The organism is Dactylosporangium sp. NPDC000521, assembly GCF_042898305.1.
In the GTDB taxonomy this organism is placed as follows: domain Bacteria; phylum Actinomycetota; class Actinomycetes; order Mycobacteriales; family Micromonosporaceae; genus Dactylosporangium.
The window spans coordinates 78,111-91,340 of record NZ_JBIAYW010000023.1 but is presented as its reverse complement, the minus strand read 5'-3'; the positions used below and the strand labels follow the sequence as shown (position 1 = coordinate 91,340).

Below are 13,230 nucleotides of genomic sequence, written 5' to 3'. Positions count from 1 at the left end.
CACTCGGCCACAGACCATCGCATCAGAGAGGCTCAGCATGACCACACGTCCGATCCCGGGGCTGTCCGAGGTCGCGCGCATTCCACTTCGGGACCAGTGCGGCCAGGTGCTGCGAGCCTTGATCATCTCGGGCGAGCTGCGCGCGGGCGACCTTCACTCGATCGGATCCATCGCAAGCCAGCTCGCAGTCTCGATTACGCCGGTTCGCGAAGCGCTGCTGGACCTCGCACGGGACGAGCTCGTCGAGATGGTGCGCAACCGGGGATTCCGTGTCGTGACGCTCACCGACGCCGACCTCGACGAGCTGATGGATCTGCGCATCATGCTCGAGCTGCCCGGAGTCGCGCGGGTCGCGGCGATGAACCCGAAACCGGACCTGACGGCACTACGGAAGATAGCCGCGGAGACCACCGAGTTCGCGGTCCAGGGACAGATGGTCAACTTCGTCGCGCGGGACCGTGACCTTCATTTGGGGATCCTGGAGCTCACCGGCAACGCACGACTCGTCAAGACCGTGGGCCTGCTGCGCGACCAGGTGCGCCTCTACGGTCTTCAACAGGTCGCCGGTTCACCCGCGTTCCTGCACTCCGCTCATGAGCACGCAGAGCTCCTGGATCTCATCGAGGCGGGCGAACCCGACGCAGCCTCGGATCTGATGAGAAGGCACTTGATGCACACGCGTGGCCTCTGGGCGGGCCGTGACGAGATCCCGCAGTGAAAGAAGGTAGGGCCATCAGCAACGTTCAGACGATCGATCAGCCGGCCGGCCTTCCGTTCCTCACGTCGCCCTCCGTACGAGCACAGGTCTCGCTCAGTGCGGCCTGCGTGGCCGTACGCGAGGCGGTGATGGCCAGCGCGGACGGCGTCATCGAACAGCCCCTTCGCCTGTCCCTGGGAGACGGACGACTCCTCGTGATGGCCGCCCGGAGCTCCGTCAACGGACACGCGGTAGTGAAGGTGCTGCGGGTCAGGGCGCACGCCGACACCGAATCGGCCCGGCTGGCGACTGTAGACGGCCTCATCCTCTGGCTCGACGGCTCGGGCACAGCGATCTGGAGTGCTGACGCTGCCGGGCTCACCCTCCTGCGCACCGCTGCCATGGTCAGTCTCGCGACGGACGTGCTCGCGCCCCCCGGCGCGAGCAGACTCGCGATCCTGGGCGCCGGCCACCAAGCCGGCGAGCAGGTGGCGGCGGTCCGCCTGGTGCGCCCGATCAGCGAGGTGCGTATCTGGAATCGCACGATCGAGCGCGCGGAGCGCTTGGCCGCCGATCTCAGCGCGAACACTCCTGGCGTCACCTTCGAGGTGCTCCACGACGCCGACGAGGCCGTGTCGACGGCGCAGGTCGTCTGCTGTGCGACGGCGTCCAAGAGGCCGCTGTTCGACGCCGCGTCCTTGGCGAGCGAGGTCCACGTCAACGCTGTCGGGTCCTACCGTGCCGACATGGCCGAGTTCCCCACTGAGCTGCTCGCACGAGCGACCGACATCGTCGTCGACGACGTACAAGGTTGCCTTGCCGAGGCCGGCGAGATAGTCGCCGCGATCCGCGTCGGCGCCCTCCACCCCGGTCAGCTGCGCTCGCTGGCGGCCGCGCTCGCCCAGCCGCGGCAGCGTTCCGGACAAACGGTGTTCAAGTCGGTAGGCATGGCGGTGTCCGATCTCGCCGTCGCGCAGTTGCTCGACCCGGGCCCCTGCGATGACCACTAGACGGGCCGTCGTCGTAGGAGGCGGGATCATCGGCCTCTGCACGGCCTGGTTCCTCCAGCAGGACGGCTTCGAGGTGACCGTGCTGGAGAAGGAGTCAGTAGGCGCTGGGAGCTCCTGGGCGAATGCCGGCTGGGTCATGCCGGCGCGCGCCGTCCCCCTGACGGAGCCGGGCACGGTTCGCGAAGGGCTGCACGGGCTGTTCCGAAGCAACCATCCTTTCTCGGTCAGTTCCTGGTCGGATCCCGGCATGTGGTGGTTCCTGTCACGCTTCGCAGCCAACTGCACCCGTCACCGCTGGGAGGCTGCGCGGCACGCCATGAGCGGGTTGAACGGCCGATGCCTCGAGGCGTTCGACCAGCTGGCGGCGCACGGTGTCACGGCCTCTGTCGTTCACAGCCCCATCCTGGTCGGGTACTGCGACCGAGGCGCTGCCAGACACTTTCCCCCGGGTCCTGACCTGATCGAGCTCTCCGTCGAGGCGGCTCAGCACAAGGCGCCGCAGCTCGGCTCGGCGATCCAGTCAGTCGTGGAGCTCATCGACACGCGGTACGTGGATCCGGCGGCCTTCCTCGCCGACCTGTCGCATGCCGTGAGGGATCGCGGCGGCGACATCAAGGCACGCAATGTGGTCGAGATCCGATCCGGTGTCCGTGTCGTGACGGACGTCGACACCATCAAGACCGATGTCGCGGTGATCGCCACGGGTTCCCGGCTCAGCACCCTCACCAGACCTCTGGGAGTGCGGACACCCGTGCGGGCGGGGCGCGGCTACTCGTTCACGGTCGCGACCCAAGTACCCGCTCCGCATCCCATCTACCTCCCCGAGCAACGACTCGCCTGCACCCCAGTGGCGGGGGGTCTGCGGATCGCGGGGATCATGGAGTTCGCGCCCGAGTCCGCACCCGCACGGGAAGGCCGCCTCGATGCGATGGCACGCGCGGCGGCGGGCGTTCTTCGCGGAGTGGACTGGAGCACGCGAGCGCACGAATGGGTCGGGTCGCGGCCCATCACCTCCGACGGGATCCCCCTGGTCGGCCGCACCAGAATCGACGGTGTCCACACCGCCGGTGGTCATGGCATGTGGGGAGTGACCCAGGGACCCGCAACGGGCATGCTCCTCGCTCGCCAGATCGCCACCGGTGAGCCGGCATCCGAACTGCTCGCGCTCGACCCGCTGCGCTGACCGAGCGGAGCGAGCCGGCCCGTAGTGGGATCCGAACCTGGCTCGTCCGTCCAGAATGGACTTTTCAACACGGCCTGCCCAGCCCTTGATAATTCGTATTAGCGTCTTGACGCCGTCCAATGTGAGCCGCGAGACTCATCGACCAATCGACAGATTTGACGGAGGTGACCATGAGCGTCCCCTTGGATCGCCGGCAGGTGCTTCGCGGCGCGGTACTGCTCGGCGGAGCGGCCGCCGCCGGTGGTCTCGGCGCCGCGACGGGTGCCGCCCCGGCCTTCGCGGCACCGGCCGGGTTCCCGAGCTACCGGTACATCGGCACGCCGTTCACCAAGGCGAACCTGCGCTACAACCCGACCAACGAGCTGATCTTCCCCTGCATCCGCGGGGTCTCCGACAAGGTCAGCACCGCGCTCGCCCGCTACTACCTGTACTACGCGCCGCACGACGCACCGGGCGGCATCTGCCTTGCCTACGGCAACTCACTCGGGGGCCAGTTCACGGAGTACCCCAACAACCCGATCATCGCCAACGTCTGGTCGCCGCACTACAGCGTGAGCCACGTGTCCTCGCCCCACGTGATCTGGGACGCCACCGCACGCCAGTTCTACCTGTACTTCCATGGCGAGAACACGACGACCCGGATGGCCTGGTCCAACGACGGCATCCACTTCAACTATTACGGCCGGGTTCTGCACACCGGCGTCATCCCCGGCTCGACGGAGACGTCATACGCCCGCGTCTTCGAGCACAGCGTCGCAGGGCTGGGCAACAAGTACATCATGCTGTTCATGGGCGTCACGAACGGTACGCGGAAGATCTTCTGGGGCTGGTCGTCGACGGGCAAGACGTTCCAGTTCGACCCGACGCCGCTGGTCACCCCGGGGCCGGACGGGCAGGTGGACATCGCGGCGCCGACATTCGTGACCCGCAACGGCACCGCCTACGTCATCTACCACGGCAACGGCGGCAACATGTTCATCACCGAGGTCGGCCCGAACCTCGACCGCGAGATCCATCTCGGCGTCTTCCACTACGCGATGACCGGCGCCCCCGACAACGGGCGCAGCGCCGCCGCCTCGTTCGGCAGCCAGGACGGCGTGCAGTACATGTTCTACGAGGCCGGTCAGCGGCTGCACTCGACGATCGCCGTCGCCCGCGCAGTCTGAGTCCGAATCCATCGGTGATGTGACCGGTCTGGCGTGTCGAAGTGCTCCTCGAGCCAGGCGGACCAGAATCCGCCTGGCTCAACGGGAGCTCATGCACCTGGCTGACCGTGCACGGGTGTCCGAGGTGGCTGTGTCAGGTAGGGGTAGCGGTAGTCGGTCGGAGGGACGAACGTCTCTTTGATCGACCGGGGGCTGGTCCACCTGAGCAGGTTGGCCGCGGCACCGGCCTTGTCGTTGGTGCCCGAGGCCCGGCCGCCGCCGAACGGCTGCTGACCGACGACCGCGCCGGTTGGCTTGTCGTTGATGTAGAAGTTTCCGGCCGCGAACCGGAGCTCGTTCTGTGCCCACGCGATCGCACGGCGGTCCTGAGCGATGATCGACCCGGTCAGGGCGTACGGCGTGATCGACTCCATGCCCCGGACGACCTTCTCGAAGTCACCGTCCTCGTAGATGTGCAGGGCGAGGATCGGGCCGAAGTATTCGGTGGTGAACATCTCGTCAGTCGGGTCGCCGCCCTCGACGGCGGTCGGGTGGACGAAGTACCCCACCGAGTCGTCGAGCTCGCCGCCGACGAGGATTTCGAGCGTTGGGGAGCGCTTCGCGCGCTCGATAGCCGTTGTGTGCTTGGCGAACGCCCGGTCGTCGATGACCGCGCCCATGAAGTTCGAGAAGTCGGTCGGGTCGCCGACCGTGATCGACTCGACCTCGGAGAGGAATTGGTCTTCCATCTTCTTCCAGACCGACCGAGCAACGTACGCCCGCGAGGCAGCCGAGCACTTCTGGCCCTGGAACTCGAACGCACCCCGGATCATCGCGGTGCGCAGCACCCCGGGGTCGGCCGAGGGGTGGGCGACGATGAAGTCCTTGCCACCGGTCTCCCCGACCAGACGCGGATACGACCGGTAGTTCTGGATGTTGTTGCCGACTTCGCGCCACAGATGCCGGAAGAGCGGCGTCGAACCGGTGAAATGAATCCCCGCGAGATCCGGATGCGCGACCAACGCCTCGGTCACCTGCCGCCCGTCGCCGGGGAGCATGTTGATGACGCCCGGCGGCAGGCCGGCCTCCTCGAGCAGCTCCATCGTCAGCGACGCAGCGAGCTGCTGGGTCGATGAGGGCTTCCAGATGACCGTGTTGCCCATCAGCGCCGGGGCGGTGGGCAGGTTGCCGGCGATCGCGGTGAAGTTGAACGGCGTGATGGCATAGACGAAGCCCTCCAGGGGGCGATGGTCGGTGCGGTTCCACACGCCGGGGCTGTTGGCGATCGGCTGACTGGCGAGGATCTCGCGCGCGTAGTGGACGTTGTAGCGCCAGAAGTCGATGAGTTCGCAGGCCGAATCGATCTCGGCCTGGAACGGCGTCTTTGACTGGCCGAGCATGGTGGCAGCGTTGAGGCGCTGGCGCCACGGGCCGGCCAACAGGTCGGCGGCCTTGAGCAGGATCGCGGCCCGGTCGTCGAAGCCCATGTCGCGCCAACCCGCCGCGGCGTCGGCCGCGGCATCGATCGCGGCGCTGGCGTCTGCCTTGGTCGAGTTCTTCAGCGTGCCGAGCACGTGCTGGTGGTCGTGCGGCTGGACGACCTTGATCTCGGCGCCGCCGCCGGACTTCCAACAACCGCCGACGTAGCCAAGCAGATCCTTCTGCTGCTGCTCGAGCTTCTCGATCTCCGCGAGGACGGCCTCCCGTTCGGAGGTGCCCGGCGCGTAGGTCAGGTTCGGCTCGTTGATGGGAGCGGGCGGAGTGGTAAAGGCTTGCACAGGTGCTCCAGATGTCGAATGGAGAAGGACGGTCAGCCGCGGGCAAGGGCGCGCAGGAAGAAGGCGACGTTGGCAGGCCGTTCGGCGAGCCGCCGCATGAAGTAGCCGTACCAATCCGTGCCGTACGGGACGTAGATCCGCAGCGCATGACCCGAACCGGCGAGTTCGGCCTGGAGGCCGGCGGAGATGCCGTACAGCATCTGGATCTCCCAGTCGTCCAGTCCTTTGCCGCGTCGCTGAGCGGCGTCGCTCGCCGCGCGGATCATGGCCGGGTCGTGGGTGGCGACCATCGGGTAACAGTTGGACGCCATCAGCTGGTGCAGACCCTGCCTGTACGCGCGGTCGACCTCATTCTTCCGCTGGTAGGCGATCGACTCGGGCTCCCGGTAGGCACCCTTGACGAGTCGGATCCGGGCCCCGGACCCGGCGAGCTGAGCGAGGTCGCCGGCCGTTCGCCTCAAGTTGGCCTGCAGCACGTTCCCCGTCAGTGGGAACTGCTGCCGGAGCTCGTCGCCGATCGCGAGTGTGGAGTCGACCGTCGTGTGGTCCTCCATGTCCAAGGTCATCCGGCAACCGACGGCGGCTGCCGCGACGGCGATCTGATACGCGTGCCCCAGGGCGATCTCATGGCCGTCCTTCGGGATGGACTGCCCGACTGCGGAGAGCTTGACGGAGACCTCGGACAGTTCGGCCGCGCCGGCCTCGTACAGCCGGTAGAGCAGGGACACATACTGGTCCCGGACGCGACGAGCGCCTGCCAGGTCACTGACGTCCTCCCCGAGGAAGTCCAGGGTCGTCGCCATGTCGCGCGAGTGCAGACGGTGCACGACAGCCAGCACCGCGTCCTGGCCCTCCCCTGCCACGAAGCGCGTGACGACCTTACGGGTCAACGGGTTCCGCTCGATCACGTCGCGCAGCCGTTCGTTGCGCGACGCCCGCAGCAGCATGGGTCCCAGCACTTGCCCTCCTCCGGGTGGGAAGTGCCCCCAGCGGCAGCACCAAGCAGAAGCTAGAAGGGCATGCACGCTCACAACCACAGACGAATGCCACGAACACGGCTCCGAAAGCCGTTACATTTGTCTAGTGACAGAGCTGGACGACCTGGTCGACGAGATGGCCGTCCTGCTGGGCGCGCCGTGCACCCTCGAGGACGCCGACTTCAATCTGCTCGGTTATTCGGGGCAGAACGATGTGGACGCGGTTCGGCAGCGCTCGATCCTGGAGCGGCGGGCGACCAGCCAGGTGCGCGACTGGTTCCACGGTCAAGGCATCCGGACATCGACCACACCGATCCGGACACCCGCCGACCCGGACCTCGGCATCTCGGCTCGCCTGTGCATCCCCGCCCGGCACCTCAACCGTGTCCAGGGATATTTCTGGCTCTTGGACCCCGACGAGGCGATCTCCGAGCGCGATTGGCCTGCCGCGACCCGCATCGCCGAGGTCGCCGCGCTGCTCCTGAGCCAGTCGACCCGGCGCCAAACCCGGTTGAACCTCTTCTACCGTGACCTCGTCGAGGGTGACCGGATGACGGCACGCGCGGCCGCCAAGGAGATCGCCTTCGCATCCGACCTGCGGATCGGCGACCCGGTCACCTGCCTCCTCGTCGAGCACCCGACACCCATCGAGAACCTTTCGGCGCAAGCACGCCGCGACGGCGTCGTCTGGGTCCAGGAGTCACCCACGATCGCCAGCGCCATCGTGCGTGGCCGCATCAAGACGCAGGCCCCGTCAGCGTCGCCGCACCAGTCCCTACCCGAGCCCCAGCCCTCGATCGAGCTCCTCACGCGCCTCGGGTACCTCCGTCGGTCCCGGCCACTGGCCACTGCGCCGTTCGTGGGAATCGGACCTCAGGTCAGCGTGCTGGAAGACTTGCGACGATCCCGCTGGGGTGCTCTGACCGCTCTTCGGGTCGCACGGGCCAGCAACCACCCGGGTGAACCGACCGAGTGGGCATCGCTCGGCGTCCTCAAACTGCTCTCAGCGGCCGCCGATCACGACCTGGCCGAGGCGATCGTCTCCGAACAGCTGATGGCGTTCCTGAGCGACCATCGCAACGCGGAGCTTGTGCACACCGCACGCGTCTACCTCGACTCCGCCGGCAGCGCCGCTCGCGCGGCATCCGTGCTCAACGTGCACCGCCAAAGCCTCTATCACCGCCTCGCGCAGGTCGAACACAGAACCGGACTCGACCTCAAACGCGGAGCGGATCGGACCTACCTCCACCTCGCCTTGATGCTGAGTGACTTCCTGTTGCCGTCCTAGTGGAATCTTGCCGGTGCCCAGAAACAGCGGAGATTCGTGCGGTTCGGATGTCGAGAACGCCCGGGCGGCTCCGTCCCAGAGGGACCGGCGACACCGACCAAGGAGCGATCACCATGCGACCCACCGAGATCACCGAGATCCTGAACCGGCCGCTCAGCCAGGAGCTGCTGGCCCGTGACCTGTGCCGCCTCGCGTACGTCGCCAAGGACGGCACGCCGCGCAGCATCCCGATCGCCTTCACCTGGAACGGCTCGGAGATCGTCATGTGCACCACGAAGAACGCTCCGAAGCTGCCCGCGCTGCGCGCCAACCCGATGGTCGCGCTGACCGTCGACACCGAGGTCCACCCGCCGAAGATCCTGCTCGTCCGCGGCCGGGCCGAGCTGGACGTCGTCGACGGCATCCCGGAGGAGTACCTGCGGATGAACGGCAGCTACGAGATGACGCCCGAGCAGCGCGTCGAGTGGGAGGCCGAGGTCCGCTCGCTCTACGACGGCATGGTCCGCATCGTCGTCACCCCGACCTGGGCGAAGCTCATCGACTTCGAAACCACCCTGCCCTCCGCCGTCGAGGAGCTGGTCCACCAGCGCGCGGTCAGGCGAGCTTCCGCAAAAACGAGCGCAGCACGGTGAGCCACGCGTCCGGCTGGTCGAGGTGGACGTCGTGGCCGGCGTCCGGGACGACGATGTGCTCGGCGCCGGGGCGCAGGGCCAGCATGCGCTCCACCTCGCCCTCCGGGCCGGTGCCGCTCGCGCCGCGGACCAGGAGGGTCGGGGCGGTGACGGCGGCCCACTCGTCCCAGCGGGCCTCGGCGGCGACGCCCCGGATGGCGGCGGTCATCACCGCGCCGTCGAAGCGGGGCCAGAAGGCGCCGTCGCGCTCCTCCAGGTCGGCCGCCCAGGCGGCGGCGAGGGAGGACAGAGTCACATCGTCTCGGCGCAGGGTCACGCGTCTGAGAGCCGGCATCGTGATCATCGTAGGCTCTCATGGTGACTGCATCCATCGAAGGGTTCCTCGGCGACGCGGAGCGGCTGGGCGTGCACAGCTTCGTGCTGCTGCGCGGTGGCCGGACCGTCGCGGAGGGCGCCTGGCACCCGTACGAGCTCGACCAGCCGCAGACCCTCTACTCGCTGAGCAAGAGCTTCACGTCGACGGCCGTCGGGCTGGCCGTCGCCGACGGGCTGCTGGCCGTCGACGACCTGGTCGAGGACCACCTCCCGGGCGCGGACCTGCGCGGCATGCGGGTGCGGCACCTGCTCACGATGACCACCGGGCACGACAGCGAGTCGGGTGACTCGATGGCCGCGGACCCCGACGACGACTGGGTCCGCGGGTTCCTGCGCCACCCGGTCGTGCACGAGCCCGGCACCCGGTTCGTCTACAACAGCGGCGCCACGTACGCGCTGTCGGCCATCGTGCAGCGGCTGACCGGCGAGACGCTGCTGGACTACCTGCGCCCGCGGCTGTTCGAGCCGCTCGGCTTCGGGCCCGCCACCTGGGATACCTGCCCGCGCGGGATCAGCACCGGCGGCTGGGGGCTGACGCTGCGCCCCCGCGACCTGGCGGCGTTCGGGCAGCTGTACCTGCAGCGCGGCCGCTGGCAGGACCGCCAGCTCGTGCCGGCCGAGTGGGTCGACGCGGCCACCGCGGCGCAGGTGCCTAACGCCGACCCGACCGGCTCGCAGGAATCCCTCGATTGGCAGCAGGGCTACGGCTTCCAGTTCTGGCGGTGCCGGCACGACGCGTACCGTGGCGACGGCGCGTTCGGGCAGTTCATCGTGGTCGCTCCGAAGGTGGACACGGTCGTCGCGGTCACCTCCGGAACCACCGACATGCAGGCCGTGCTCGACGCCATCTTCACGCACCTGGTGAACGCGCCGACCCAGGACGCGCCGACCCAGGACGCACCGACCCAGGACGCACCAGCGCAGGTCGTGGCGGATCTTTCGCTGCCCGCGCTCACCGACGCGGCCGAGCCTCGCGCGGACCTGCCCGGCCGCTTCCACACCGCCGACCCGCCCCGGCCGCCGCGCCGGCACCACCGTCCCGAGATCGACCAGCCTTCCCGGATCGTCGGTTTCGCCGTTGTACGAGCGGCGCACGGCTGGCTCGCGGAGCTGCACGACGAGCACGGCGTCCACCGGTTCACGTGCGAGCCCGGCCGCTGGCACCCGTCGGCCATGACCACCTCCGACGGCGTCGCCAACCCGGTCGCGACCACCGGCGCCTGGCTCGGGCCCACCACGTTCGAGCTGCGGGTGTGCCACACCGGAGATCCCGCCACCCGCTCGTACACCGTGGAATTCGACGACACGGGAGCCACCATCACCCCGTCGGACTCGGTCGGCTTCGAATTCACCGAGCACCCGGTGGTGCGCGCCCTGGTCGCCGCACGCACCTGAAGGTCCCGGAAATGTGCCAGGTGGCTCCGTTTCGGGGGCGGCACGGTCGTCGATCCGTCAGGGTCAGGTGCAACCGACCGCATCGCCCCCTTAGGAGCCGTCATGCGCCGCCTCACCGTCACCGCCGCCACCGCTGTCCTGCTGACCGCCGCCGTGACCCTGACGGGGTGCGGCGTCCTCGACAAGGCCACCGACACCCCGACCCCCACCGGCGGCGCGGCCGCTGCCGCGTCGAGCGCCTCCGCCCCCACCAGGTCCGCCGCCGGCACCACCCTGCCCGACATCTGCACCCTGCTGACGAAGGCCGACGTCAACCGGCTCACCGGCCAGAGGGTCACCCTCATGACCAACGAGGGCGGCGCCACCTCCGGCGCCCGCTTCTGCCAGTGGCAGCTCAGCGCCGGCCAGCTGGACGTGACCGTCAACATCGAGACCCGCGACCAGTTCGACGTGCAGAACAAGGACGCCAAGCAGGTCGACGGCATCGGCGAGGCCGCCTACTCCCTCGCCGGCCACCTGTACGTCTACGCCGCCGGCAAGGTCGTCGACGTCTACGCCACCTCCGCCTCCACCGACGCCGCCAACCTCAAGGTCGAGCAGCGCACCGCCGAGGCCGTCCTGCCGAAGCTGGCCTGAACCCCAGGTTCCTCAGGGACCCGGTCGGCTCAGCCGGTGGGGGTCAGCCCGGTCGAGGCGCGGAACGAGCCGTCCATCTCGAACGGCACCGACTCGTGCTCGTGCGTCACCAGCCAGCGCCCGTCGATGCGGCGCAGCCCCAGCGTCACCCGGAACCACATGCTGAAGCTCCCGGTCGAGCCGCGAGGCACGGCGGTCAGGCGGTCGAGGCTCGTCGCGAACGCCACGTCACCGTCCGTGGTGATCTCCAACCGGGTGACCTCGCGGCGCGGCGGCGCCTCGAAGGTGGCGATCCAGGCCTCCAGCGCGGCCGGGTCCTGGCTGTCGCCGGGCTGGCGCAGCGGCGGGGCGAGGTTGAACTCGACGTAGCCGGGCGCGTAGTACGACAGAATGGCCTTGGCGTCACCCGTCTGCAGCAGCGCGGCCTTGCCCTCGATGACTTCCCGGATCTCGTCCATGACAGATCCTTCCTTTCGCTCTTTCCCTGGATGTCGAAGCCGGGCCGCCCGGTTTCGACATCCAGGCAAGAGCGAAGGAGAGAACTCATGAAGTACATGATCCTGATCCAGTCGAACCCGCAGTCCCTCGCCGTCTGGGAGACGCTGACCGACCAGCAGCGGACCGACCTCGGCCTCGGTCACCTGCGGCTGACCGAGGAGATGCGCGAGGCCGGCGTGCTGGTGGTCAGCGAAGGGCTGGGCGACCCGGCGCTGGCCACCCAGGTCTCGGTGCGCGATGGCAGGACGATCACCTCCGACGGACCGTACGCCGAGGTCAAGGAGCACCTGGCCGGCTTCTACCTGATCGACGTCGCGGATCTCGACGAGGCGGTCGCCTGGGCCGCGAAGGCGCCGGACGCCGCGTACACCCGGGTCGAGGTGCGCCCGGTCCTCGACATGAGCGCATGGGAGCTGTGACCGGGCTGCCGGACCTGCTGCGCGAATGCGCGCCGCAGGTCCTGGCCGCCGTGGTGCGCCGCTACGGCGACTTCGAGGCCTGCGAGGACGCGGTGCAGGAGGCGCTGATCGCGGCCGCCGGGCGGTGGCCGGAGACCGGCGTCCCGGAGCATCCGCGAAACTGGCTGATCACCGTGGCGAGCCGCCGGCGGGTGGAGCTGCTGCGCAACGAGACGGCCCGCCGTTGCCGCGAGGAAGCGGTCCGGCACGAGCCCGAGCCGGAGGTCCGCGGCGACGACGAGCTGGCGCTCCTGCTGCTCTGCTGCCATCCCGCGCTGAGCGTGCCGGCGCAGGTCACGCTCACCCTGCGGGCCGTCGGCGGGCTCACCACCGCGGAGATCGCCCGGGCGCTGCTGCTGCCGGAGGCGACCGTTGGCCAGCGGATCAGCCGGGCCAAGCAGCGGATCCGCGACACCGGCACCCGCTTCGAGCTGCCCGCGCCGGGCGAGCTGGGCGAGCGTCTCACCGCCGTCCGCCACGTGCTCTACCTGATCTTCAACGAGGGCTACACGGCCAGCTCCGGCGACGCGTTGAACCGGGTGGAGCTGACCCGGGAGGCGATCCGGCTGACCCGGCAGCTGCACCGGCGCCTGCCGGACGACGGCGAGGTGGCCGGGCTGCTCGCGTTGATGCTGCTCACCGATGCGCGCCGGCCCTCGCGCACCGGGCCGGACGGCACCCTGGTCCCGCTCGCCGAGCAGGACCGGCGCCGTTGGGACGCGGCCGCGATCGCCGAGGGCGTCGCGATCATCACCCACGCGCTGGCGCGGGCCCCGATCGGCCCGTTGCAGCTGCAGGCCGCGATCGCGGCGGTGCACGACGAGGCGGCGCGCGCCGAGGACACCGACTGGCCGCAGATCCTCGCCCTGTACGGGATGCTGCACGCACTCGCCCCGAGCCCGATGGTCACGCTGAACCGGATCGTGGCCCGGGCCATGGTCGACGGCCCGGGCGCCGGGCTCGCTGAGCTGGACCAGGTCGCCGAGGATCCGGTGCTGGCCCGGCACCACCGGACCGCGGCGGTGCGGGCCCACCTGCTGGAGCTCACCGGCGACCGGGCCGGGGCGCGGGAGCACTACCGGCTGGCGGCGCGGCTCACGCTCAGCCGGCCCGAGCAGCGCTATCTGGAGTCGCGGGCCGCGCGGCTCCAATGAGCAC

The 13,230-nt window shown here is 69.3% G+C and carries 14 protein-coding genes; 10 read left to right on the top strand and 4 right to left on the bottom strand.

Features of this window, described 5'->3' with window-relative positions; translation table 11 throughout:
- Positions 1 to 37: 37 nt before the first annotated feature.
- From ACFY3L_RS44900 to ACFY3L_RS44885, 4 genes are all read left to right on the top strand, one after another.
- Entirely contained in the window at positions 38 to 718 is a 681-nt protein-coding gene (locus ACFY3L_RS44900; RefSeq protein WP_389339305.1) for a GntR family transcriptional regulator, read from the top strand.
- A complete protein-coding gene (locus tag ACFY3L_RS44895) occupies positions 715 to 1,707 on the top strand; it encodes an ornithine cyclodeaminase family protein (protein ID WP_389339303.1) in 993 nt (330 codons plus the stop codon). Before ACFY3L_RS44900 ends, ACFY3L_RS44895 begins: the two co-directional genes overlap by 4 nt.
- Positions 1,697 to 2,890, top strand: coding sequence for an NAD(P)/FAD-dependent oxidoreductase (locus ACFY3L_RS44890; RefSeq protein WP_389339301.1), 1,194 nt, complete (start codon positions 1,697 to 1,699; stop codon positions 2,888 to 2,890). Before ACFY3L_RS44895 ends, ACFY3L_RS44890 begins: the two co-directional genes overlap by 11 nt.
- A gap of 170 nt (positions 2,891 to 3,060) precedes the next feature.
- Complete coding sequence (locus tag ACFY3L_RS44885; RefSeq protein ID WP_389339299.1) at positions 3,061 to 4,056, top strand: hypothetical protein; 996 nt, start codon at positions 3,061 to 3,063, stop codon at positions 4,054 to 4,056.
- An 89-nt stretch (positions 4,057 to 4,145) separates the two neighbouring features.
- Here the strand turns inward: ACFY3L_RS44885 and pruA are convergent, their stop codons facing one another.
- Complete coding sequence (pruA, locus tag ACFY3L_RS44880; RefSeq protein WP_389339425.1) at positions 4,146 to 5,813, bottom strand: L-glutamate gamma-semialdehyde dehydrogenase; 1,668 nt, start codon at positions 5,811 to 5,813, stop codon at positions 4,146 to 4,148.
- 32 nt (positions 5,814 to 5,845) lie between these two features.
- Positions 5,846 to 6,772 (bottom strand): proline dehydrogenase family protein, encoded by a 927-nt coding sequence (locus tag ACFY3L_RS44875; protein WP_389339297.1) that lies wholly within the window; start codon positions 6,770 to 6,772, stop codon positions 5,846 to 5,848.
- Positions 6,773 to 6,896: 124 nt separating this feature from the next.
- On the opposite strand from ACFY3L_RS44875, the gene ACFY3L_RS44870 reads away from it, so the two are divergent.
- On the top strand, positions 6,897 to 8,078 hold the full coding sequence (locus tag ACFY3L_RS44870) for a PucR family transcriptional regulator (protein ID WP_389339295.1): 1,182 nt from the start codon (positions 6,897 to 6,899) through the stop codon (positions 8,076 to 8,078).
- A gap of 113 nt (positions 8,079 to 8,191) precedes the next feature.
- Entirely contained in the window at positions 8,192 to 8,710 is a 519-nt protein-coding gene (locus ACFY3L_RS44865) for a pyridoxamine 5'-phosphate oxidase family protein (protein WP_389339293.1), read from the top strand.
- On the opposite strand, the gene ACFY3L_RS44860 is transcribed toward ACFY3L_RS44865, so the two are convergent.
- Entirely contained in the window at positions 8,673 to 9,044 is a 372-nt protein-coding gene (locus ACFY3L_RS44860) for an alpha/beta fold hydrolase (protein WP_389339291.1), read from the bottom strand. The two genes, ACFY3L_RS44865 and ACFY3L_RS44860, sit on opposite strands and share 38 nt — an antisense overlap.
- A gap of 20 nt (positions 9,045 to 9,064) precedes the next feature.
- On the opposite strand from ACFY3L_RS44860, the gene ACFY3L_RS44855 reads away from it, so the two are divergent.
- Both ACFY3L_RS44855 and ACFY3L_RS44850 read left to right on the top strand, forming a co-directional pair.
- Positions 9,065 to 10,480, top strand: coding sequence for a serine hydrolase domain-containing protein (locus ACFY3L_RS44855; protein WP_389339289.1), 1,416 nt, complete (start codon positions 9,065 to 9,067; stop codon positions 10,478 to 10,480).
- A gap of 102 nt (positions 10,481 to 10,582) precedes the next feature.
- Positions 10,583 to 11,116 (top strand): DUF3558 family protein, encoded by a 534-nt coding sequence (locus ACFY3L_RS44850; protein WP_389339287.1) that lies wholly within the window; start codon positions 10,583 to 10,585, stop codon positions 11,114 to 11,116.
- A 29-nt stretch (positions 11,117 to 11,145) separates the two neighbouring features.
- Here the strand turns inward: ACFY3L_RS44850 and ACFY3L_RS44845 are convergent, their stop codons facing one another.
- Positions 11,146 to 11,574, bottom strand: a complete 429-nt coding sequence (locus tag ACFY3L_RS44845; RefSeq protein WP_389339285.1) for a YybH family protein — start codon at positions 11,572 to 11,574, stop codon at positions 11,146 to 11,148.
- A gap of 87 nt (positions 11,575 to 11,661) precedes the next feature.
- On the opposite strand from ACFY3L_RS44845, the gene ACFY3L_RS44840 reads away from it, so the two are divergent.
- Positions 11,662 to 12,033 carry a YciI family protein gene (locus ACFY3L_RS44840; protein ID WP_389339283.1) on the top strand — a complete coding sequence of 124 codons (372 nt, stop codon included), beginning with the start codon at positions 11,662 to 11,664 and terminating at the stop codon, positions 12,031 to 12,033.
- Entirely contained in the window at positions 12,021 to 13,226 is a 1,206-nt protein-coding gene (locus ACFY3L_RS44835) for an RNA polymerase sigma factor (protein WP_389339281.1), read from the top strand. Before ACFY3L_RS44840 ends, ACFY3L_RS44835 begins: the two co-directional genes overlap by 13 nt.
- The last annotated feature ends 4 nt before the right edge of the window (positions 13,227 to 13,230 follow it).